Origin of the sequence: Bacillus nitratireducens (genome assembly GCF_001884135.1) — a bacterium.
Classification (GTDB): Bacteria; Bacillota; Bacilli; order Bacillales; family Bacillaceae_G; genus Bacillus_A; species Bacillus_A nitratireducens.
In genome coordinates, this window is record NZ_MAOC01000008.1 from 128,448 (window position 1) to 149,783 (window position 21,336).

Sequence of the window (21,336 nt, forward strand, 5' to 3'; positions counted from 1 at the left end):
GATGACACAATGTCATCCTTTTCTACTTATTATTCACGTAACCTTGACATATTACAATATTTTTTGTAAAAATTGTTGCGCACGCTCACTTTTCGGTGCCGCAAAAAATTCTGCTGGCGCACTATCTTCTACAAGCTTTCCACCATCTAAAAAGAGAACGCGGTCTGCTACTTCTTTTGCAAATCCCATTTCATGTGTAACGATTGCCATCGTCATTCCTGTCGTAACTAATGATTTCATAACTTCTAACACTTCTTTCACCATCTCTGGATCTAGCGCAGATGTTGGTTCATCAAATAACATCACTTCTGGTTCCATCGCTAACGCTCTCGCTATTGCTACACGTTGCTTTTGTCCCCCTGAAAGACGATTTGGATATGAATCTTTCTTATCAAGCAGTCCTACTTTATCCAAAAGTTCCTGAGCCTTTTTCTCAGCCACTTGCTTCGTTACTCCTTTTACATTAATAGGAGCATACGTAATATTTTCTAATACAGTCATATGAGGGAATAAGTGAAAATGTTGAAATACCATTCCGACATTTTCACGAACGTGCATAATATTTGTTTTCGGATTCGTTACTTCTTCCGTTCCAATCCAAATGTGACCATTTGTCGGTGCTTCTAGTACATTCATACAGCGTAAAAATGTTGACTTTCCAGATCCAGACGGTCCGATAATTGCAACAACTTCCCCTTTTTCAATCGTTGTCGTAATTCCTTTTAATACTTCATTTTTCCCAAATGACTTATGAAGGTTTTCAACTTTAATCACTTTTCTTCATTCTCCCTTCAATGGCTTTCCCGACTAATGTAAGAATAATTACTAATATATAATAAATAAGTCCAACAAACAGTAATGGTTCAAGATATTTAAACGTTTCACCGCCTACAATATAAGCACGGCGCATTAAATCTGTTGCTCCAATTACAGTTACTACAGCCGATTCTTTCGTAAGAGTCGCAAATTCATTTACAAGTGCTGGTAATATATTTTTTAAAGCTTGAGGAAAAATAATATTTCTCATCATTTTACTGTACGGAATCCCTAAAGCCATAGCTGCTTCTGTTTGCCCTTTATCAACCGCTTGAATGCCGGCACGGATTACTTCTGACATATATGCACCTGAATTTAAACTAAATGCAAGTACAGCTGCTAAAAAGGCTGGTATCTCATATCCAATCATTTGCGGAACACCGAAATAAATAATCATTAATTGCAATACTAGCGGTGTACCACGAAATATTGAAGTATATATATCTGCTGCAATATTTAATGCTCGTATTCTAGCAATTTTGCACAGTGCTAATAACGTCCCTAAAATAAATCCTGCTAAAGCTGATGCAGCTACAATTTTCAATGTAACTTCTAAGCCCTTTAATATATATGGTATTGAAGGCGTAATTGCCGAAAAATCTAGATTCATCCTTTTCATTCCCCTCACAGAAAGGTGAAAGGCAGCTTATTTTCCGCTGCCAAACCATTTCTTCACTAATTTATCCATCTCTCCATTTTCTTGCATTTTCTTAATTACTTTATTAAATTCTTCTGTTTTATCACTATTTTTTGGAAGAGCAATCGCTGCACCTACTTCTTCTGGTGCTTCTTGAATTTCAATTCCTTGTAGTTCTTTCATTTTTTCTAAATAATTTTTTGCAACCGTGTCTTCTATAATTGCAGCGTCAAAACGACCAGCTTTAATTTCTTGTACGATTTCTGGTATACGGTCACGTCCCTCAGCTTTGAAATCGACTTGTTTCTGAAATTCTTTTGCCTTTTCTTCTTGAATTGAACCTGTTTGTACCCCTACTTTTTTCCCTTTTAAATCTTCTAACGATTTAATATTAGAGCCCTTTTTTGAAACAATCATATTTTTAGCAACAAAATATATATCTGTGAAATCAGCATTATTCTTACGATCTGCAGTTGGCGTCATTCCCGCCATAACGAAATCAACTTTTCCTGAATTAAGAGATGCTAATAATCCGCCAAAATCCATGTCTTTCACTTTCACTTCGTATCCAAGTTCTTTTCCGATATATTTAGCAATATCAACATCAAAGCCGATAATTTCATCACTTTTTGAAGCTTCCACGTATTCATACGGTTTATAGTCTGCTGAAGTCCCCATAACGAGTACTTTTTTATTTTTGCTATCCGCCGCCTTTTCTTCCCCATTACTACAAGCACTGAACATACTTACGATTAAAATAAGTGCAAATGATATTGATAATAACTTCTTCATCTTTCTTCCCCCTAATAATGTATATTTAAAAGTTTAATAGAATATTTATTCGATGTTTGTATTGTATCAGCACTTTCATTTTTATGCAATATATAAAATAAAAATAAATAAAATAACAATATAAACAACGTTTATTATGTATAAAATAATGCATAAAATAACACAACTATGCATGTCCCACAAATTTTAATATTAAATAAAAAGGCGGTACACCCACTTCATCGTGGACGTACCGCCTTTTCACTTATATTTATAGTTCTTCACAATTCTCTTCGAAATAAGATTGTAGTTTTGCAATAACTTGCATTGGTTCATGACCTTCAATTTCATGACGTTCTACCATTGTTACAATTTTTCCATCTTTTAATAAAGCGAATGATGGAGAAGAAGGTGGATATCCTTCGAAATATTCACGAGCTGTTGCTGTTGCTTCCTTATCTTGACCTGCAAACACCGTTACAAGATGGTTAGGACGTTTATCATAATGTACGGAATGTGCAGCAGCAGGGCGAGCAATGCCACCTGCACAACCACATACAGAGTTTACCATTACAAGTGTTGTTCCATTTCTTTTAAATGCTTCTTCTACTGCTTCTGGCGTCGTCAATTCTGTATATCCAGCAGAGACAATCTCTTCACGCGCTTGGCGGACAACATCATTCATAAAAAAGTTAAAATTAATCAATCTTTTCCCTCCTCTAAAATTACCTATTTGTATCTTACCAGTTAATGTTTATGAAATACAAGTAAGTTTACTTGTATTTAGGCATAGAAAAGGTGTTAGAGCCCTTGCTCTAACACCTTTTTTTAATGGCCACGATGCTTTTTCTTTGCTTTTTGTACTTTAATTAAACGTCTTCTTTGTTTTTCAGCTTCTCGCTTCTCTTTAGACTGCACTTTCTTTTCTTGCTTATACAATTCATAAGATAAACTAATCGCTTCTTGTGCCTTAGTAAAACGTTTTACATTTACTTCTTTTGCCGCTTGTCGTATGATACGTTTTATATTTTTGGGACGCTGTTGTTCTTTCACTTCCACACCGCATTTTGCAACGTGCTGGAAATATGCTAACATTGGACCATTCACAAATATAAGTACTTCTTCATCTGAAGGTTCCATTCCAAAAATATACCTTGCTCCATACAATTTCCCTTTTTCTTTATGCGTAATAATTCCTACGAAAAATTGACCATCGTGATATACTGTCAAATCCATTGACAGCCCCTCCTTTAAAAAAATTAGAAATACTGGACATCCCGGAGGGGAAGGTTACTGACATGAAATCATGCGTCTGGACTACCGACCAGAACTGTGTTTTTGTATCTCTTTCATTAAATTATATCTTATTTCCCATGATTTTTATATATTCACCAATCATTTTTTTATGCGATCCTACAATATAGTCAGGTAGTTCTGTTACTGGGAAGAATTTAAGCTGAACCGCTTCTTCTTTATTCATAACAAAGTTCCCTTCATATTCATCGGTATAATAAGCTGTCGTTACAGATTGAAATTCATCACCGTTTGCTAATTTTGTAAAATAGTTCGCTCCAGAAAATACATTAATTAATCGTAAGTTCTTCACTTCTATCCCTGTCTCTTCATATACTTCGCGGTAAGCTGTTTCTTCTGGTGATTCACTAAGTTCCATGAGCCCGCCAGGCAGCCCCCATTTTCCGTACGGCTCTGTTCGTTGCTGTAATAATACATATCCATTTTCATTTATAACGAGTACAACAGCACCAACTAAAATTAAAGGGCGATGACCAACTATTTTTCGTAATTCTTCTACATATCCCATCGTATCGCCTCCTTTTTCGTTGTCCACACTATTGTATCATATGTATGAAACGACAAAATGCGTATATTTTTCATTTTTTTAACAAAATATTTATTTTATGCGCTTCATCTACTGTAGCTAACATAATAGATTCGACTTCTGTACTCTCCTCTAGAAATTTTCTCGCCCACTCTTCTGTTTTTCCTAATAAAGCAAGAACATCTTGCTGAATCCTCCCATCCTTTACTAATACAAAAGAAACTGGAGATTTTTTTCCCGCCACTTTAAGATCAAGCCGCGAAACTGCTTCATATTCTGGATACTGAAATAGAGAAACAACACCGCTCGCTTCCCATAACGCTAATTTAATCGTTTGAATATCGCTCACATTTCGCATGCGAAGTTCCGAAAATAAATATTCCACCGTAATTCTCGCTTTTTTCAAATTGCTAAAATCAATGGAACCATTGTGTATAAGAATAATAGGTGCTGGCTCTAAAAAGCGTCTCCATCTATCCCATTTCAACATTAAAACAGAGCTTACAATATGTAATACAACGAGTATGAACGTTGTAATCATTGAACCGAGTAATCCAACCTTTTCATCAGATAATGCGTTAGAAATATTCCCTCCTAATAATAGCACTAATACAACGTCTAAAAATCTTAGTTGCGCAATGGACCTTTGCCCCATCGCTTTCGCAACAAGAATTAAAAATATATAAGCTATAATCGCCCGGATAACCCATTCGCCATTAGAAAGATGCCGTGTTCCTTCAAAAATATGCATATGCATCATTTTGCACTCCTTACATCCCAAACTGCTAGTCTGTTTTAGTTTGCAACGTTTATGAGCATATATGTAAAAAAGCTGGTTCGTTTAAAAACGAACCAGCTTTTTTTACTTAACTGAAAACATATATTTTTTATAAGTTTTCCGTACCGATAATATGAGCCCCATCATAATCATATTCGAGAATAAGGAACTTCCCCCATACGATAAGAAAGGTAATGCGATACCTTTTACAGGCATTAATCCCACGATCATACCGATGTTTTGGAATATTTGAACGGTTAATATACCTATAGATCCAGCACATAATAATGTACCGAATAAATTATCAGCAGAATAGCCGATGATAATTGTTCGATATAAAAGTAATAGGAACAAGAATACAACTAACGCTGCTACTATAAATCCACCTTCTTCGGCAATTGTAGCGAAAATAAAGTCAGTATGTTTCTCCGGGATATAGACGTTCCCTTCGCCAAACCCTTTCCCTTCCATACCTCCACTACCTACAGCTAAAATCGATTGCTGCGTTTGATAACCTTGATCTGCATTTTCAAATGGATTTAACCAACCTACAATACGCGACTGTTGGTGAGGTTTTAGTAAAGTAACTAAATTATTAAAGAAGAAATCCTCATACCTTACGTAAATAAATATTAACGTAGATAATACGGTCACCGGAATAACTGTACATAACGCTATCAATTTCTTCTGAATACCTGACATAAATAATATACATGCAATTGCAGCAGCATATAAGAACACCATCCCTGTATCCGGTTGGCTATATACAACAGCCATAGGCGGAAGGGACACTAGCATAATTTTACCTACTAATTGTAAATCCGTTTGGAATGTTCTTGCCATATACTGTGCATTATGCTTCACCGCTATACTTGCTACTACGAGAAGCAATGAAATTTTGAAAAACTCAGATGGTTGAATTTGTCCAACTAACGGAAACACAAACCATCTTTTTGCACCTAATTTTTCAGGTGTGAAAGTGGAAACCGGTAGTATTTTCAACAGAATAAGTGAACCAAATCCAATGATATAAAGTGGCCAAGACAATTTTTGTAATTGATCTAAGTCGATGCTTGCAACAAGCAGTAACAATATAACTCCAATTATGTAGTTCAAACCCTGTTTCATCGCAAAGTTTGCCTCTCCATATTGGCCAGTTTGCTGACTGCTATATATAGCAGCTATACTCGTAACACATAGTGCACACAGAATTAAAATTAATTTTACATCTAAACTTCTTAGAAACTCGGTACTTCTTTTCATGACATCCTCCTGAAACATTGTTACAGCAAAATAAAAAACCAGGAGTCAACATTCTTCATGTTTTGACGACTGATTACACATTATCTATAAAACACTTATATAGAATAACTCTCTTTTTCATACAATACAATATATTATACTACAGTTTCATCAGTAAGATTTGCCAAAAAAAATTATTCTTTTCTTATTTTATATCTATATACCATATATCAGCAATGTATTTTCGTAAATTCCTAATACATAATCGTTCATTGTAAGATTACTGGGAAAAGTTTTGTACATATAGTAGGATGTAGATGAAGAAATAAGATGATAAAAAGCTCGCATAAGCGAGCTTTTTATTAATATACAGATGTATTATTTTCTGACGTATTTTCTAAAATTTCTTTTACACGTCCTAAGAACTTACCACAAATTAAGCCATCTAGTACACGGTGATCAAGTGATAAACATAAGTTAACCATGTCGCGAGCACCGAACATACCATTATCCATAATTACTGGGCGTTTTACAATTGATTCAACCTGTAAAATAGCCGCTTGAGGGTAATTAATAATACCCATAGATTGAACAGAACCGAATGATCCTGTGTTATTAATTGTAAATGTTCCGCCTTGCATTTCGTCCGCTTTCAACGATTTCGTACGTACTTTTCCTGCAAGCTCTGTAATTTCACGAGCGATACCTTTAATCGTCTTCTCGTCCGCGTGTTTAATTACTGGTACAAATAGTTCGTCCTCTGTTGCAACAGCGATAGAAAGGTTAATATCTTTCTTCTGAACGATCTTATCGCCAGCCCACATTGAATTGATTTGAGGATATTCTTTTAACGCTTGTGCTACTGCTTTTACGAAGAAAGCAAAGAACGTTAAGTTAAAACCTTCGCGCTTTTTGAAATCACCTTTAATTGAATTACGATATGACACAAGGTTTGTCACATCTACTTCAATCATCATCCAAGCATGTGGCGCTTCATGTTTACTACGTAACATGTTCGCTGCAATTGCTTTACGCACACCTGTTACTGGAATTTCGATATCGCCAGGCATTGTTGGTACAGAAACTGGTTTCGCAGCTTCTACTTTTTGTGCTACTGGCGCTGCTTTTGGTGCTTCTGGACGCGCTTCTACTACTGCTGCTACCGCTTCCTCTTTTTTCGCACCAGCTTGCGGAATATTTCCAGATTCCACTAGTTTTAAAATATCTTTACGAGTGATACGGCCATTTGCTCCCGTACCTTCTACTAGATCTAAATCAACGTTATGCTCACCCGCAAGTTTTAACACAGCTGGTGAAAAACGTGGTTTTCCATCAGTTGGTTGTTTTGCTTTCGGTGCCTTTTCAGGCGTAGCTACTTCTGCCTTTGGTTCTTCTTTTGTTTTTTCCTCAACAGCTGTTGCTGCTACTTCATCTGCGCCTTCTACTTGAATAACGCAAACTACTTCACCTACAGCTAACGTATCACCTTCACCAGCGATTAACTCTTTCACAATACCAGTGAAAGAAGATGGTACTTCAGCATTTACTTTATCAGTCATTACTTCTGCAAGCGGATCATACTTATTTACGTGATCGCCAACATTAACGAGCCATTTACTAATTGTGCCCTCTGTAACGCTCTCCCCGAGCTGAGGCATTGTAATATTTTCTACAGCCATGTATAGTCCCCCCGATTAAAATTCCGCAAGTTCACGCATTGCTTTTTCAACTTTATCTGGATTTACCATAAAGAATTTTTCCATTGTTGGTGCATATGGCATTGCCGGAACGTCTGGGCCTGCAAGACGTGCAATTGGTGCATCTAAATCAAACAGACAATTTTCAGCAATAATTGCTGCCACTTCACTTATAATACTTCCTTCTTTATTGTCTTCTGTTACAAGAAGAACTTTACCTGTTTTAGAAGCTGCTTCAATGATTGCTTCTTTATCTAATGGATATACAGTACGTAAATCAAGAATGTGTGCAGAGATACCATCTTGTGCTAACTTTTCAGCTGCTTGAAGAGCAAAATGAACACATAATCCGTATGTGATAACAGTAATATCATCACCTTCACGTTTTACATCTGCTTTTCCAATTGGTAATACGTAATCATCTTCTGGCACTTCACCTTTAATTAAGCGGTATGCACGTTTATGCTCAAAGAATAATACTGGATCTTCATCACGAATTGCAGCTTTTAATAAGCCTTTCGCATCATATGGTGTAGAAGGGATAACAATTTTTAAACCTGGTTGGTTTGCAAACATCGCTTCTACAGATTGTGAATGATACAACGCACCGTGAACACCCCCACCAAATGGCGCACGAATTGTAACTGGACAAGTCCAATCATTATTAGAACGATAACGAATTTTTGCTGCCTCAGAAACAATTTGGTTTACTGCTGGCATGATGAAATCAGCAAACTGCATTTCAGCGATTGGACGCATACCATACATTGCTGCACCAATTGCTACACCAGCGATTGCAGATTCTGCAAGCGGTGCATCAAGCGCACGATCTTCACCAAATTGATCATATAATCCGTGTGTCGCTTTAAATACGCCACCTTTTTTACCAACATCTTCTCCTAAAACGAATACTTTCTCATCGCGTTCCATTTCTTCGCGCATTGCTAATGTAATAGCATCAATATAAGACATTACAGCCATGAAACGTTCCCCCCTATTCTGCGTATACGTGCTTCAATGCATCTTCAGGTGCTGCATACGGAGCATTTTCTGCATATTCTGTTGCTTCGTTTACGATATGCATAATTTCGTCTAACATTTGTTTTTCAGATTCCTCAGTTAACACGCCAGCTTCTTTTAAATAAGCTGCAAATGTTATAATTGAATCTTTTTTCTTTGCTTCTTCTACTTCTTCTTTATCACGATAAACACGATCATCATCGTCACTAGAATGTGCTGTTAAACGATATGATACTGTTTCAATTAAAGTTGGGCCTTCACCACGTCGGCCGCGGTCTGCTGCTTCTTTTACAGCTTTATATACTGCAAGCGGATCGTTTCCATCTATTGTATATCCAGGCATACCGTAACCAATTGCACGATCTGATACGTTTTTACATGCTAATTGTTTTTCAACCGGAATAGAGATTGCATATTTGTTATTTTCACACATGAAAATAACAGGTAGTTTGTGTACACCAGCAAAGTTTGCCCCTTCATGGAAGTCACCTTGGTTTGAAGAACCTTCTCCAAATGTAACGAACGTTACTAAATCTTTCTTCTCCATTTTTCCAGCTAGTGCAATACCAACTGCATGTGGTACTTGTGTTGTTACTGGAGATGAACCTGTCACAATACGATTTTTCTTTTGACCGAAGTGACCAGGCATTTGACGACCACCAGAGTTTGGATCTCCAGCTTTCGCGAAAGCTGATAACATAAGCTCTTTAGCTGTCATGCCAAACGCTAGTACAACACCCATATCACGGTAGTATGGTAATGCATAATCTTTCTCTCTATCAAGAGCGAACGCTGCTCCAACTTGTGCAGCCTCTTGTCCTTGACAAGAAATTACGAATGGAATTTTACCTGCACGGTTTAATAACCACATACGTTCGTCGATTTTACGTGCAAGCAACATCGTACGGAACATTTCTAATACTTGCTCATCACTTAAGCCAAGCTCTTCATGGCGCTTTTCTTTTACTTCTGCCATTTTTCATAACCTCCTAAATCCACATTTTTATGCGTGTAACGCTCTTCCATCTACAGCTAATGCTGCTTCACCAATCGCCTCAGATAATGATGGATGCGGATGAATTGTATGTGCTACTTCCCAAGGTGTTGCATCAAGTACTCTTGCAAGACCAGCTTCAGAAATCATATCTGTTACATGTGGTCCAATCATATGAACACCAAGAATGTCATTTGTTTCTTCATCAACTACAAGTTTTACAAATCCATCTGATTCTCCGTATACAAGCGCCTTTCCGATTGCACGGAATGAGAACTTACCTACTTTTAACTTATAGCCTTTTTCTTTCGCTTCTTGTTCTGTTAAGCCTACAGAAGCAACTTCTGGACTGCTATATACGCATTTTGATACCATAGAATAATCAATTGGTGTAACTTCTTTACCAGCGATATGTTCTACTGCTACAATTCCTTCATGAGAAGCAACGTGAGCAAGTTGTAAGCCACCGATTACATCTCCAATTGCGTAAATATGAGATTCTTTCGTTTGATAAAACTCATTTGTTTGAATGTATCCTTTTTCCACAACAATATCTGTGTTCTCTAAGCCCATATTTTGCGTATTTGCTTGTCTTCCTACAGATACAAGCATTTTTTCTGCTTTAAATGCTTTGTTCTCACCGTTATGTTCAGCTTGAATTGTTACTCCATTATCTTTTACCAATGTTTCTGGTAATACTTTTGCACCAGTTACCACTTTAATACCTTTTTTCTTGAATAGACGTTGCATTTCTTTTGAAACGTCATTATCTTCTAGTGGTAATATGTTTTTCGCATATTCTAATACAGTAACTTCTACACCGAAGTCAGCAAGCATAGATGCCCACTCAATACCAATTACACCGCCACCAACAATAATGATCGAACTAGGAAGCGTTTCCATTTTTAAAGCATGATCTGAAGACATTACATACTCTCCGTCTAACTCTAATCCTGGTAATGAATTTGGACGAGAACCTGTAGCAACAAGTACATTTTTCGGAATTAACATTTCATTTTCTTCTCCACTTGCAAGTTCAACTGAAATTGTCCCTGGCATCGGAGAGAAAATAGATGGGCCAAGAATACGGCCAATACCTTCAAACACATCAATTTTACCTTGTTTCATTAAGTGTTGAACGCCTTTATGAAGCTGCGTTACAATCTTCTCTTTACGCTCTTGTACTTTAGCAAAGTTTAGTTCTACATTACTTGCAATAACCCCAAACTCTTCTCCTTTTTTAGCAGTTGCGTATACTTCCGCACTACGTAAAAGAGCTTTACTAGGAATACATCCTTTGTGTAAACAAGTACCACCAAGATTTTCTTTTTCAACAAGTGCAGTTTTTAAACCTAGTTGTGATGCACGAATAGCAGCAACATATCCACCAGTACCGCCGCCAACGATGACTAAATCATATTCTTTTGCCATTATCTCAACCCCTAGCTACCGTTTCTTTTTCACGTACAACATATTCTTTTGGAGCTTCTTCTTCACGTAATACACGAAGTGCCCCCTCTGCTAATGCTTGTAATTCATCTTCTCCTGGATGTACGATAACATCTGCAATCCAATCTACTCGTTCTTTTATTTCATCGACAAGAATTTTACTATATGCAAGTCCACCAGTTAATACTATTGCATCGATTTTCCCGTGAAGCACAGCACTAGCTCCGCCAATTTCTTTTGCAACTTGATATGCCATTGCTTTATAAATAAGCGTTGCTTCAGGATCACCTTTTTCAACCATTTGTTCTACTTTAATTGCATCGTTTGTACCGATAAGACTTACAAGTCCACCTTGTCCAACAAGTTTTTTAACCATTTCGTCTCGGTAATACTCACCAGAGAAACACATTTCAACTAGTTGTCCTACTGGTACTGTACCAGCACGTTCTGGACTAAATGGTCCTTCTCCGTTTAAGCCATTGTTAACATCGATAACTTTTCCTTTTTTATGAGCACCAACTGTAATGCCTCCGCCCATATGTGTAACTAATAAATTTAAATCCTCGTATTTGTGATTTAATTGTTCAGCCACTTTACGAGCAACTGCTTTTTGGTTTAATGCATGGAAAATACTTTTACGTTCCATACCAGCAATACCGCTAATACGAGCAATCGGATCCATTTCATCTACAACGACAGGGTCCACAATGAATGCCGGAATGTTTAATCCAGAAGCAATTTCATAAGCCAAAATGCCTCCAAGATTTGAAGCGTGATGACCGCTAAATCCTTTTTTTAAATCTTCTAACATTGAATCGTTTACTGTATACGTACCGCCTTCGATTGGACGAAGTAATCCACCACGTCCACAAACAGCGTTCAATTTTGAAATGTTAATACCGTGAGAATGTAGAACTTCTAAAATCGTTTCTTTACGAAACTCATATTGATCGATAATTCGTTTATATTTTCCAATTTGTTCTTCGTCATGACGAATAGTTTCTTCTAAAACAGGTCTTTCATTATCAAAAACACCAATTTTTGTGGATGTACTACCCGGATTAATAACAAGAATTCGATTTAAAGACACTGTTGCTACCTCCACTAATAAATTCAAAAGGAAGTGGAAACCTCATAAGAGGTAACCACACCTTTTGTAAAAGTTATATATGAATGATTAGCGACGGCTAATAATGTCGTGACCGTTGCGTAAGTATGTGCTACGAGAGTTTTTCAAGCTTGCAATGCGCTCTTCAGCTAGACGATCTGCTGCTACATAAGTTGCTATGCCATCGCGTTTTGAAATTTCGATTACTTTTGCAATTGTGTCATAGATAGACTCAACACGTTTTAGTGCACGTTCTCTATTGTATCCATATAATTCGTCTGCTACGTTAATTACGCCACCTGCATTAATAACATAGTCTGGTGCGTATACAATACCCATTTCATGAATGAGGTCGCCGTGACGATTTTCTTTTAATTGGTTATTTGCAGAACCTGCGATTACTTTTGCTTTAAGTTGTGGAATAGTTTCATCATTAACTGTTGCGCCTAATGCACATGGTGCGTAAATATCACATTCAACACCATAAATTTCATTTGGCTCAACTGCTGATGCACCGAACTCTTCTACTGCACGTTGTACAGCTTCTTTATTAATATCTGTTACGATTAATTTTGCTCCTTCAGCGTGTAAATGTTTGCATAGGTGATATGCTACGTTACCAACACCTTGAACGGCAATTACTTTTCCTTCTAGGTTATCTGTACCGAACGCTTCTTTTGCAGCTGCCTTCATACCACGATAAACACCGTATGCAGTTACTGGAGATGGGTTACCAGAAGAACCGAATGAAGGAGAAATACCTGTTACAAAGTCAGTTTCTTCATGGATAATATCCATATCATCTACTGTTGTACCAACATCTTCAGCTGTAATGTAACGTCCGTTTAGTCCTTGAATGTAGCGTCCTAATGCACGGAACATCGCTTCGCTTTTATCTTTACGTGGATCACCGATAATTACTGTTTTTGCACCACCTAAGTTTAAACCAGCTGCTGCATTTTTGTATGTCATCCCTTTTGCAAGACGCAATGCATCTTCAATCGCCGCTTCTTCAGAATCATATGTCCACATTCTTGTTCCACCAAGAGCTGGTCCAAGTGTTGTATCATGGATTGCAATGATTGCTTTTAAACCAGATTCTTTATCTTGACAAAATACCACTTGCTCATAATCATATTTTTCTAAGTATTCGAAGATTTCTAATGTCATTGTCGTTTCCCCCTAATTGTTTTACCCTATTTGGTTTATTTTGAAGCAGTCGCAACTGCCAATGCTAATGAATATACTTTTGTTTCTGCTGAATCAGCACGTGATGTTAAAACAATCGGTGCTTTAGCGCCAGCAATCATAGCTCCTACTTTTGCATCTGCAAAGTATACGAGTGATTTATATAGCACATTTCCAGCTTCAATCGTTGGGACGAGTAAAATGTCTGCCTTACCTGCTACATCACTTACTATGCCTTTATGTTCTGCTGCAATTTGTGATACTGCATTATCTAAAGCAAGTGGTCCATCAACGACACAATTTTTAATTTGTCCGCGGCGATTCATTTGAGTTAACATCGCTGCATCAATTGTCGCTTGCATCGCAGGATTAACAACCTCTACCGCTGCAATTGGCGCTACCTTCGGCAAATCTATTCCTATTGCCCGGGCAACTTCTACAGTATTTTGTATAATGGCAGCTTTTTGTGTTACATCAGGCGCGATGTTCATCGCTGCATCTGTAACGAAAATAAGACGATCGTAATTTGGAACTTCAAATGCTGCTACATGTGAAAGTACGCTACCTTTACGTAACCCCCACTCTTTATTTAACACAGCCTTTAAAATATTTGCTGTTGGGATGTTACCCTTCATAAGCACGTCTGCTTCACCGTTTCTCACAGCTTTAACAGAAAGCTCTGCAGCCTCAGCATTTGACGCTGCTGCAATCACTTCAATGTGTTCTGAAGTTTGTAAACCATGTTCTTGTAGCATCCCCATTATTTTTTCTTGATTTCCATATAGACGAAATTGAGCTAGCTGCAATTTAATCGCTTTCGCTACAGCTTCAATTACTTCATGATCTTCAGCTACTGCTACAGCTACAGTTTTTTTAGGCTGTCCTGCTGCTTGATCAATTAAGTGTTCTAACTTCATATTTTGTAATCAACCCTTTCCGTCGTCCCTCGTTTATTTATAAAGCAAATACCGTGCCAACTTTTCAAAGTGGTCTTACCAATAATGAAAACGCATTCAAAATGCAGTAAAATCAATACTTTGGAAAACAACGCAATATTCTGTCTTGTTTTGTCGCTTTTTGTATACCATGCAATAAATTGCACGGTACGCAATTTATTGCATGCTATTTTTTGCGCAGTCGTACTTTTCTAGCTTGTAATATAAGTTTCGAACTGAAATTCCTAACGCTTTTGCAGTCTTCGTTTTGTTCCCATCAAATTTATCTAAATATTCACGGATAATATTCCCCTCAAATTCTGTCACTAGGTGTTCAAGGGCCTTCTCTTCTAATTCAGGTAATAAATTATTTTGTTTCGTCTCTACTTGTTCTTCCTTATGTAAAGGCGGTAAATGATGTACGTCAATATATATCTCGTTATAATTCATAAAGATAATAGCTCGCCCTAAAATATTTTCAAGTTCCCTAACATTTCCTGGCCATTCATATGATTGTAAATACGAAATGGCTGAATCGGTGAGTCCTTCTACATTACGACCATAATCTTGATTAATTTTTTGAATTAATCTTTCTGCAATCGCTGGTATGTCTCCTTTACGCTGACGAAGGGAAGGAATTTGAATCGGGATTTTATTTAAACGATAATATAAGTCCTCTCTGAACTTTCCTTCTAAAATAGCTTTTTCTAAATTCACATGCGTCGCAGCGATCACTCGAACATTAATAGGTATCGCTTTCGTTCCCCCTACTTTCACAATTTCTTTTTCTTGTAGTACACGAAGAAGCTTCGCTTGCGTATTTGCAGACAACTCTCCGATTTCATCTAAAAAAATACTTCCATTATTCGCTTCTTCAAAGAACCCTCGTTTCCCGCCTCTTTTCGCTCCAGAAAACGCACCTTCCTCATAACCGAATAATTCACTTTCTAATAACGTCTCGGAAATAGCAGCACAGTTTACTCGGACGAACTTATTGTATTTTCGATTACTACCATTATGAATCGCGTGTGCAAACAACTCTTTCCCTGTACCTGATTCCCCTCTAAGTAATACCGTTGCTGGTGTATTCGCTCCAAGTTTTGCTTGTTCAATAGCTGCCGTCGTTTCATCTGAATCGCCAACAATATCATCAAATGAATATTTCGCTTCTAACGTTCGAATAATTTGTCTTGCCCTATTCAATTCATTTGTTAACTTTTGAATTTCTGATACGTCGCGAATTACCCCGACGCTTCCTTTCAATATTCCATCAACAATAACCGGCGCTACGTTTACAATTACATCTCGCTTTTTTTGCCCAATCTTCATATGTATCCCTCGTACTGCTCGGCGCGTCCGAAGTACTTTCATATGCATACTTTCACCTTCTACAATATCAGTTGTAGCTGGCTGCCCAAGAATATCTTCTTCCGTCAAACCCGTTAACTTCGTATAAGCAGGGTTTATAACTAGTCCTCTTCCTTTCTCATCAACAACCGAAATCGCTTCCTCAGATGAGTTAATAATCGCCTCAAGTAGCGTTTGAATTTCTTTTAAGTCTGTAACTTCTTCCGCTAAATCTACAACTTCTGTAATATCTTTAAAAATCGCAAATGCCCCTTGAACCTCTCCGCCTTCTTTTAATATCGGAATACGCGTTGTAATAATCTTTTTTTCATTCTCTAACGTCAGTTCATGATTCACTTCTATTTTTTTCGTGCGTATAATACGAAGCAACTTACTCGTTGGAATAACTTCTAAAATATATTTTCCTATCGCCTCTTCTTTCTTATATCCGATAATACGCTCTGCACTTTTATTAAACAGACGAACTTGTCCCTCTTGGTCTATAACAATCATACCGTCATGCGTTGAATTTAAAATTAAATTCCCTTGTTGCGTTTGTTCCTCTAGCTGTCCGATCAAACCTTCCTTCTCATGCGCTAATCTCGTAACAATTTTCGCAATATCCCCTGGTATAAGAAGAGTATCTTTATGCTTACTTCCCAATAACACTTTATGTAAATCATAATCACCTGTCATATCAAACATTACATCAATATGCATAGAAAGAAACGGAGTTATACTATCACCAATCGGAACCCCATATTCCTTTGCGATTTGTAACCCTTTCGCAATTGGATTAATATCAATAACCCCTATAATTTGAAATATATTCGAATTTTGCAACAGACTCAGCAGTGTACTCCCACCTTCACCCGCTCCAACAATTAACACTTTTTGTTTCATACATTACACTTCCTCTCGAAGTATCTCTGCAAAATTTTTCACATTCTTATCTTACTCGTTCAGCAACCTCTTGACAAACCCCCATTCCATATAACATCATTAAAATAAACAAAATAATCTGAAAAGGAGCGTTATGTATGCAGCGTTACCTCGCTCTATTATTAGCACTCATCCCCATTTCATTAGCCGTGCTTGGTATTAAACTAATGAGAGATACTGTATTTGGGATTTTGTTCTCCCCAATCCCTATATTATGGTTACAATTTTTAATCGGCGCTCTTTGCTTCGCACTCGGGTTTTATATCTTCGGCGGCTTCGTCTTACACAGAGATCGTAAGAGAAATAAAGTACAAGCACGCTTCAGAAGATAAAACAAAGTTTTCACATATCATAAATAAAAAATGAGACCATTATATTAGGTCTCATTTTTTTATCGGTAATAAAGTTCTTGCTGTTTCAGGATAATCAGTAATAATCGCTGATATATTCATATCAAAATATTTACGCATAAGCGTTTCTTCATTTATCGTGTAAGGACGAACCTCCACACCACTTTCCATCGTTAATTCAGCGATAGCATCTTGAAGATAACGATAATTCGGATGTACTGCAGTAGCACCCATCTTTTTTGCATATGCCCACGGGCTATGCAAACCTTCACGATATAAAATAGCTGTTTGAATATCAGGAGCCATCATATGACATCGCTTCATACTATAGTGATTAAAAGAAGAAAATACAATCCGATCCTCTAGACTAAACTTACGTACAAGTGTTATAACCTCTTCTTCTAAACCTCTGTATGGGATTTTATTATTTTTCAGTTCAATATTGAGTAGCAATGTCGTTTTTGCGAGCCATTCTAACACCTCTTCTAGAAGAGGTATTTTGCAAAAACCTACTTTGTCACCGAATTTATAACTCGCATCCAACTTACATAAATCTTCATATAAATAATTTCGAACCGCACCTTTTCCATTTGTTGTCCGATCCACCGTTTCATCATGAATGACGACAACTTTTCCGTCTTTCGTGAATTGAACATCGAGTTCAATTCCATCTGCTCCGAAAGCCTCCGCCGCTTCAAATGAAATCATTGTATTTTCCGGATATGTTCCCGCTGCACCACGATGTGCAAATATAAGAGTCATCCTCACTCCCCCAATCTTATGCTATACTATACGAAAAAGGAGGTACTTCTATGAGACCATTACAAATTTCTCCAGACACTGCAGTCCGCCTATCAAAAGCGTTAGGTGTTCCACTTGAACAACTTATGCATATGCCACAGCATATTTTAATCCAAAAGTTAGTTGAATTAGAAAAACAAAATAAAGACGAAGAATAATATAGTCCTGTTTTGCAGGGCTTTTTATTATTTTCTATTATATCATGGATAACTTACCCACTAAAATTATGAATGCATGGAACAACAAAATAAAAAGCCTCTATAGAGAAGCCTTTTTCCACAAATTGCAATTTTAAGTTCCACCAATCTATTGAAGGTCTCCAGATTTATGTAATTCACCTGTTACTACATCTCCAAAATTGTTTAAAGAAAAAGTTTGCTCTTCTAGCGAGTCCATAACTCCTATCGCTTTTCCGATATTACCACCTTGCAGTTTCCAAAAGTAGTTATGATCGTCCACAACTTTACTAAAATCTTTGTTTATCCATCTTTCAGCAATCGCTAAAAGTTCTTCTTTCGTTTCAAAAGCACTCTCATTTAAGATACTTCTTACTTTTTCAGTATTCTCTTTAGACATCGGGATTGCTCCCCATTTTTGCTCAGCTATTACTTTTTGGTGGGTCATACTGTGCATCGCTTTAACTACTTCTTCTTCAGTAGAATCTTTTGTAATTTGGAGTTTCGCACTTGCACCACCAATCTCACCAAACTACGCTTCTTTTTCTTTTGGAACTGTTTTATATTCGCTTGTATCTATTTCAGCACTAGCTTGTTTTTCCGCCGGATTATCTGCAAGTTCCAACATTCCAAAAGTTATACCAGCAGTAAGCCCGACTAAGCCTATTGCACATCCAATCCAAATTAAAATTTTCTTTTTCATATAAATATCCCCAAATATTTCTAGTTTGTTCCTTAACAAATTCTATATCAAGAAATATCCCTTTATAGATATTTTTACTAAATATATGTTTTATTTTCCATATAAATCAATAAATCACCTTTGAATGTGTCATAATCATATTTCTTATGAAATACGACTTCAATATTATTCTTATAACAAAATAAAAGATCAACGAGTGTTTTAAACTCCTTGATCTTTTATAAAAAAAATTTATTTTGAATATACTACTCTCAACTAGCCTTATGTTCAAGTATTAGCTTATCCGCAACCATTGCGATAAACTCAGAATTCGTAGGTTTTGCTTTTGACATGGATACTGTATAACCAAAAGCTTTAAACCTTGATATGTATACGTTTCTAACATTTTCTTTTCGTCCAATAAATACGCTAAATTTCACGCCCTTTATTGGTTTAGTTTTCCCTAATTCATTGGTAACATTACGTTACTAATGTGTATAGGAATATGCTACATAACCACAGGGGCAAACGTCAATAAAATTAAATGACATTCGTGTACTATTATTCATTTCATCAACTATCTGGTACGACTTTATCTCAAAATATAAATCAATGTATAGATGATTGACGATTCTTAATCATTTCTAATGGAACTTGAACACTCCCATAAGATACGCCACAAGTGAAAATATGTCCTATCATACTCATTATAGCTTCATGCTTTTCTTTTTCGGTTCTAAACTTATTATTCAGTATCGTATCTATCATTTCTTCACATTGTTTATATTTCACCATTGCTTCAGCTTGAATCTGTTCAAAAATTTCTTTTTCATTTCCCCCATAATTGTTTAACATTCTTAGAATTTCTGAAACCAAACCTTTGCGTCCATGTTACTAACTCCTGTCAGTTATTTTAGGACCTTTTTACATGTCCGTTTCTGAATCCCATACCTCTACAAATTCAAAACCTTTTAAATCACTTTCTAACACTGTATTTTTAAATTCTTCAGATACAAAAACAGCAGTAGGATGAATCCTTTTATTTACATATACTTTAAAAATCACTTCATTTTGAATAACATTAGGAGTAAATGCAAATTTTTCACACCCTATTATTAAACCTGTAATTAGTTTTTTAAAAATTGCTTTATCACTATCAATTGCATCTAATACATTTAAAACATGAACTACATAATATACTTCACCCGTTGTATTGTTAATAAGTGGAAGAAACTCAACGTTAGCACCTATTAAAGGTTCTAATAATTTTTTCGCTTGTTCACTAACCATTGGTGCACCAGTTTCTCCCCAAAAATAAGGAAAATCACTATGATTTCCTTCTTCTAGACATTCAATAAATATTTCTCCCCATGAATCTAGTAAAATTGTAGTGGAGTTGAATTTTCCTTCAAAATATTTCTTATCCTTTTTATAATTTAATAGTTGGAAAGACTCATAGTTATCAGATGAACTCTTCAATTCCCAAATTTTCATTTTCCTTCTCCTTTATATTTAATCTATTCATAAATTATTTCGGGCTATTTAATTTTAAGCTGCCATCTAATAAACGTGTTCTTATGTCATGTAAAGCTGCAACAGCGTCTGCTTGAGTACCACCATATTCTTTAACTTCTTTTAGTACCTTAGTTACCTCTTTCATATAATCCGTACCATGGTTACCTATATGTAACACTTCAGTAGTCACATATTCATTTACTTTATACGGTAAAAATACTCCATTAGCAGCAGAATCATGGTGTATTCCAAATTCTTTTAATAATTCTTGTGCTTCAATAGCCCTTTTATCATTCCAAGGTGTTAGATGATGTGCTGCATTAGAATATGGGGGTGGTTCAATCCCTGCATCCTTAAGTTCTTCACGTAATTTTTGAGATGCTGTATACGAATCGGGATAATCATTTTTTACATCTACTCTATCAAAAACTTTATCCGCATAATCTTTTATTACTTCTTGTACACCTTTAACTCTACTTTTTCCACCAGTTTCGGAAAACATAAATGTATCACGGGCTTCTTGTAAAGCTTCAAAAGCTTTTATCTGATTGCTACCAAAGCCACTAGTACCTGCAAATGCAAATCGGTCTTTCAATGGTAATTGATTCGAAACAGACGAGATACCTTCTGAGAATTTTGTTAGATTCGTACCTTTTGCGAGTGTAGTTACTTTCCCTACTTTACTTATTCCTTTATCCCCAAGCCATCCCAATCCAAGCCCCATAAAAACACTCGTTCCCCATTTTGTACGACTTTCCGCATCACCATGCCAAAAATCATTCATAAATGAATCCGAAACAGCATTCCAAGCAGTAAAGGTTGTCTCTATAGGGTGACCTATAGCATACTTAATGTTTTCTTTTGTTACTGTATCGTCTAGTGAATCAAACCCTTCCACAATCCCCCCAATAACTTGCCCAGAACCAACATATATACCGTCCCAAATTTTTTTAAGCATAGATTTTTCAGAGGGTTTGCCGCACATTGCCCCTTCTTCTACCTTTTCATCTGATAAATTCCCATCAACTAAATTACCATCATAACGTTC

The 21,336-nt window shown here is 36.5% G+C and carries 22 protein-coding genes and 2 pseudogenes; 2 read left to right on the forward strand and 22 right to left on the reverse strand.

The genetic code is table 11. The features are described from left to right. Nucleotides 1-51 precede the first annotated feature (51 nt). The 16 genes from BAU23_RS03775 to BAU23_RS03855 form a co-directional block, all read right to left on the reverse strand. Nucleotides 52-774, reverse strand: coding sequence for an amino acid ABC transporter ATP-binding protein (locus tag BAU23_RS03775; RefSeq protein WP_000598461.1), 723 nt, complete (start codon nucleotides 772-774; stop codon nucleotides 52-54). Next, entirely contained in the window at nucleotides 767-1,426 is a 660-nt protein-coding gene (locus BAU23_RS03780; protein WP_001046913.1) for an amino acid ABC transporter permease, read from the reverse strand. The genes BAU23_RS03775 and BAU23_RS03780 overlap by 8 nt, the downstream gene beginning before the upstream one ends. 36 nt (nucleotides 1,427-1,462) lie before the next feature. Beyond that, nucleotides 1,463-2,245 carry a transporter substrate-binding domain-containing protein gene (locus BAU23_RS03785; protein WP_000735468.1) on the reverse strand — a complete coding sequence of 261 codons (783 nt, stop codon included), beginning with the start codon at nucleotides 2,243-2,245 and terminating at the stop codon, nucleotides 1,463-1,465. A gap of 250 nt (nucleotides 2,246-2,495) precedes the next feature. Continuing rightward, entirely contained in the window at nucleotides 2,496-2,909 is a 414-nt protein-coding gene (locus BAU23_RS03790) for a BrxA/BrxB family bacilliredoxin (RefSeq protein ID WP_002008492.1), read from the reverse strand. Nucleotides 2,910-3,052: 143 nt separating this feature from the next. After that, nucleotides 3,053-3,460 (reverse strand): YjdF family protein, encoded by a 408-nt coding sequence (locus tag BAU23_RS03795; RefSeq protein WP_000366605.1) that lies wholly within the window; start codon nucleotides 3,458-3,460, stop codon nucleotides 3,053-3,055. 121 nt (nucleotides 3,461-3,581) lie between these two features. Continuing rightward, complete coding sequence (locus tag BAU23_RS03800; RefSeq protein ID WP_000542548.1) at nucleotides 3,582-4,046, reverse strand: NUDIX hydrolase; 465 nt, start codon at nucleotides 4,044-4,046, stop codon at nucleotides 3,582-3,584. 70 nt (nucleotides 4,047-4,116) lie between these two features. After that, entirely contained in the window at nucleotides 4,117-4,821 is a 705-nt protein-coding gene (locus BAU23_RS03805) for a DUF421 domain-containing protein (protein ID WP_000550980.1), read from the reverse strand. Nucleotides 4,822-4,926: 105 nt separating this feature from the next. Further along, nucleotides 4,927-6,105, reverse strand: coding sequence for an FtsW/RodA/SpoVE family cell cycle protein (locus BAU23_RS03810; RefSeq protein ID WP_000831205.1), 1,179 nt, complete (start codon nucleotides 6,103-6,105; stop codon nucleotides 4,927-4,929). Between the two features lie 341 nt (nucleotides 6,106-6,446). Beyond that, nucleotides 6,447-7,763, reverse strand: a complete 1,317-nt coding sequence (locus tag BAU23_RS03815) for a dihydrolipoamide acetyltransferase family protein (RefSeq protein ID WP_000257655.1) — start codon at nucleotides 7,761-7,763, stop codon at nucleotides 6,447-6,449. A gap of 15 nt (nucleotides 7,764-7,778) precedes the next feature. Next, complete coding sequence (gene bfmBAB, locus BAU23_RS03820) at nucleotides 7,779-8,762, reverse strand: 3-methyl-2-oxobutanoate dehydrogenase subunit beta (RefSeq protein WP_000290070.1); 984 nt, start codon at nucleotides 8,760-8,762, stop codon at nucleotides 7,779-7,781. 13 nt (nucleotides 8,763-8,775) lie between these two features. Then, nucleotides 8,776-9,777: a 3-methyl-2-oxobutanoate dehydrogenase subunit alpha gene (gene bfmBAA / locus BAU23_RS03825; RefSeq protein WP_000852551.1), complete on the reverse strand. Its 1,002-nt coding sequence runs from the start codon at nucleotides 9,775-9,777 to the stop codon at nucleotides 8,776-8,778. A 27-nt stretch (nucleotides 9,778-9,804) separates the two neighbouring features. Then, on the reverse strand, nucleotides 9,805-11,226 hold the full coding sequence (lpdA, locus tag BAU23_RS03830) for a dihydrolipoyl dehydrogenase (protein ID WP_001051284.1): 1,422 nt from the start codon (nucleotides 11,224-11,226) through the stop codon (nucleotides 9,805-9,807). Between the two features lie 4 nt (nucleotides 11,227-11,230). Further along, nucleotides 11,231-12,334, reverse strand: coding sequence for a butyrate kinase (gene buk, locus BAU23_RS03835; RefSeq protein ID WP_000056192.1), 1,104 nt, complete (start codon nucleotides 12,332-12,334; stop codon nucleotides 11,231-11,233). A gap of 87 nt (nucleotides 12,335-12,421) precedes the next feature. Then, a complete protein-coding gene (locus BAU23_RS03840) occupies nucleotides 12,422-13,522 on the reverse strand; it encodes a leucine dehydrogenase (RefSeq protein ID WP_000171358.1) in 1,101 nt (366 codons plus the stop codon). 35 nt (nucleotides 13,523-13,557) lie between these two features. Continuing rightward, on the reverse strand, nucleotides 13,558-14,457 hold the full coding sequence (gene yqiS, locus BAU23_RS03845) for a phosphate butyryltransferase (RefSeq protein ID WP_000763065.1): 900 nt from the start codon (nucleotides 14,455-14,457) through the stop codon (nucleotides 13,558-13,560). Between the two features lie 195 nt (nucleotides 14,458-14,652). After that, entirely contained in the window at nucleotides 14,653-16,725 is a 2,073-nt protein-coding gene (locus BAU23_RS03855) for a sigma-54 interaction domain-containing protein (protein ID WP_000811011.1), read from the reverse strand. A gap of 137 nt (nucleotides 16,726-16,862) precedes the next feature. Between BAU23_RS03855 and BAU23_RS03860 the strand changes: the two genes are divergently transcribed. Further along, the gene (locus BAU23_RS03860) at nucleotides 16,863-17,096 is read left to right on the forward strand and encodes a DUF2627 domain-containing protein (protein WP_001190193.1); all 234 of its coding nucleotides are present in this window, start codon (nucleotides 16,863-16,865) and stop codon (nucleotides 17,094-17,096) included. Between the two features lie 51 nt (nucleotides 17,097-17,147). Here the strand turns inward: BAU23_RS03860 and BAU23_RS03865 are convergent, their stop codons facing one another. Continuing rightward, nucleotides 17,148-17,876, reverse strand: a complete 729-nt coding sequence (locus BAU23_RS03865; protein WP_000172552.1) for a glycerophosphodiester phosphodiesterase — start codon at nucleotides 17,874-17,876, stop codon at nucleotides 17,148-17,150. 50 nt (nucleotides 17,877-17,926) lie between these two features. Here BAU23_RS03865 and BAU23_RS03870 point away from each other — a divergent pair, with 50 nt between their 5' ends. Next, nucleotides 17,927-18,073 carry a YycC family protein gene (locus BAU23_RS03870; protein ID WP_001247671.1) on the forward strand — a complete coding sequence of 49 codons (147 nt, stop codon included), beginning with the start codon at nucleotides 17,927-17,929 and terminating at the stop codon, nucleotides 18,071-18,073. Between the two features lie 148 nt (nucleotides 18,074-18,221). Here BAU23_RS03870 and BAU23_RS03875 read toward each other — a convergent pair. The 5 genes and pseudogenes from BAU23_RS03875 to BAU23_RS29650 form a co-directional block, all read right to left on the reverse strand. Next, nucleotides 18,222-18,794, reverse strand: a pseudogene (locus tag BAU23_RS03875) (PRK06770 family protein). 251 nt (nucleotides 18,795-19,045) lie between these two features. Further along, a pseudogene (locus BAU23_RS30465) lies at nucleotides 19,046-19,144 on the reverse strand (sporulation initiation factor Spo0A C-terminal domain-containing protein); the annotation flags it as partial. A gap of 238 nt (nucleotides 19,145-19,382) precedes the next feature. Beyond that, complete coding sequence (locus BAU23_RS03885; protein WP_033670477.1) at nucleotides 19,383-19,628, reverse strand: hypothetical protein; 246 nt, start codon at nucleotides 19,626-19,628, stop codon at nucleotides 19,383-19,385. 69 nt (nucleotides 19,629-19,697) lie between these two features. After that, on the reverse strand, nucleotides 19,698-20,267 hold the full coding sequence (locus tag BAU23_RS03890; protein ID WP_000707096.1) for an imm11 family protein: 570 nt from the start codon (nucleotides 20,265-20,267) through the stop codon (nucleotides 19,698-19,700). Nucleotides 20,268-20,301: 34 nt separating this feature from the next. Then, nucleotides 20,302-21,336, reverse strand: a 1,035-nt coding sequence (locus tag BAU23_RS29650; RefSeq protein ID WP_244159701.1) for an AHH domain-containing protein, incomplete at its 5' end; no start/stop codon positions are given.

Excerpts from the sequence above, each read along its gene's own strand:
- BAU23_RS03780 (WP_001046913.1), bottom strand. The coding sequence starts at position 1,426 with ATGAATCTAGATTTTTCGGCAATTACGCCTTCAATACCATATATATTA.
- BAU23_RS03785 (WP_000735468.1), bottom strand. The coding sequence starts at position 2,245 with ATGAAGAAGTTATTATCAATATCATTTGCACTTATTTTAATCGTAAGT.
- BAU23_RS03790 (WP_002008492.1), bottom strand. The coding sequence starts at position 2,909 with ATGAATGATGTTGTCCGCCAAGCGCGTGAAGAGATTGTCTCTGCTGGA.
- BAU23_RS03795 (WP_000366605.1), bottom strand. The coding sequence starts at position 3,460 with ATGGATTTGACAGTATATCACGATGGTCAATTTTTCGTAGGAATTATT.
- BAU23_RS03800 (WP_000542548.1), bottom strand. The coding sequence starts at position 4,046 with ATGGGATATGTAGAAGAATTACGAAAAATAGTTGGTCATCGCCCTTTA.
- BAU23_RS03805 (WP_000550980.1), bottom strand. The coding sequence starts at position 4,821 with ATGCATATGCATATTTTTGAAGGAACACGGCATCTTTCTAATGGCGAA.
- BAU23_RS03810 (WP_000831205.1), bottom strand. The coding sequence starts at position 6,105 with ATGAAAAGAAGTACCGAGTTTCTAAGAAGTTTAGATGTAAAATTAATT.
- BAU23_RS03815 (WP_000257655.1), bottom strand. The coding sequence starts at position 7,763 with ATGGCTGTAGAAAATATTACAATGCCTCAGCTCGGGGAGAGCGTTACA.
- bfmBAB (WP_000290070.1), bottom strand. The coding sequence starts at position 8,762 with ATGGCTGTAATGTCTTATATTGATGCTATTACATTAGCAATGCGCGAA.
- bfmBAA (WP_000852551.1), bottom strand. The coding sequence starts at position 9,777 with ATGGCAGAAGTAAAAGAAAAGCGCCATGAAGAGCTTGGCTTAAGTGAT.
- lpdA (WP_001051284.1), bottom strand. The coding sequence starts at position 11,226 with ATGGCAAAAGAATATGATTTAGTCATCGTTGGCGGCGGTACTGGTGGA.
- BAU23_RS03840 (WP_000171358.1), bottom strand. The coding sequence starts at position 13,522 with ATGACATTAGAAATCTTCGAATACTTAGAAAAATATGATTATGAGCAA.
- yqiS (WP_000763065.1), bottom strand. The coding sequence starts at position 14,457 with ATGAAGTTAGAACACTTAATTGATCAAGCAGCAGGACAGCCTAAAAAA.
- BAU23_RS03855 (WP_000811011.1), bottom strand. The coding sequence starts at position 16,725 with ATGAAACAAAAAGTGTTAATTGTTGGAGCGGGTGAAGGTGGGAGTACA.
- BAU23_RS03860 (WP_001190193.1), top strand. The coding sequence starts at position 16,863 with ATGCAGCGTTACCTCGCTCTATTATTAGCACTCATCCCCATTTCATTA.
- BAU23_RS03865 (WP_000172552.1), bottom strand. The coding sequence starts at position 17,876 with ATGACTCTTATATTTGCACATCGTGGTGCAGCGGGAACATATCCGGAA.
- BAU23_RS03870 (WP_001247671.1), top strand. The coding sequence starts at position 17,927 with ATGAGACCATTACAAATTTCTCCAGACACTGCAGTCCGCCTATCAAAA.
- BAU23_RS03885 (WP_033670477.1), bottom strand. The coding sequence starts at position 19,628 with ATGTTAAACAATTATGGGGGAAATGAAAAAGAAATTTTTGAACAGATT.
- BAU23_RS03890 (WP_000707096.1), bottom strand. The coding sequence starts at position 20,267 with ATGAAAATTTGGGAATTGAAGAGTTCATCTGATAACTATGAGTCTTTC.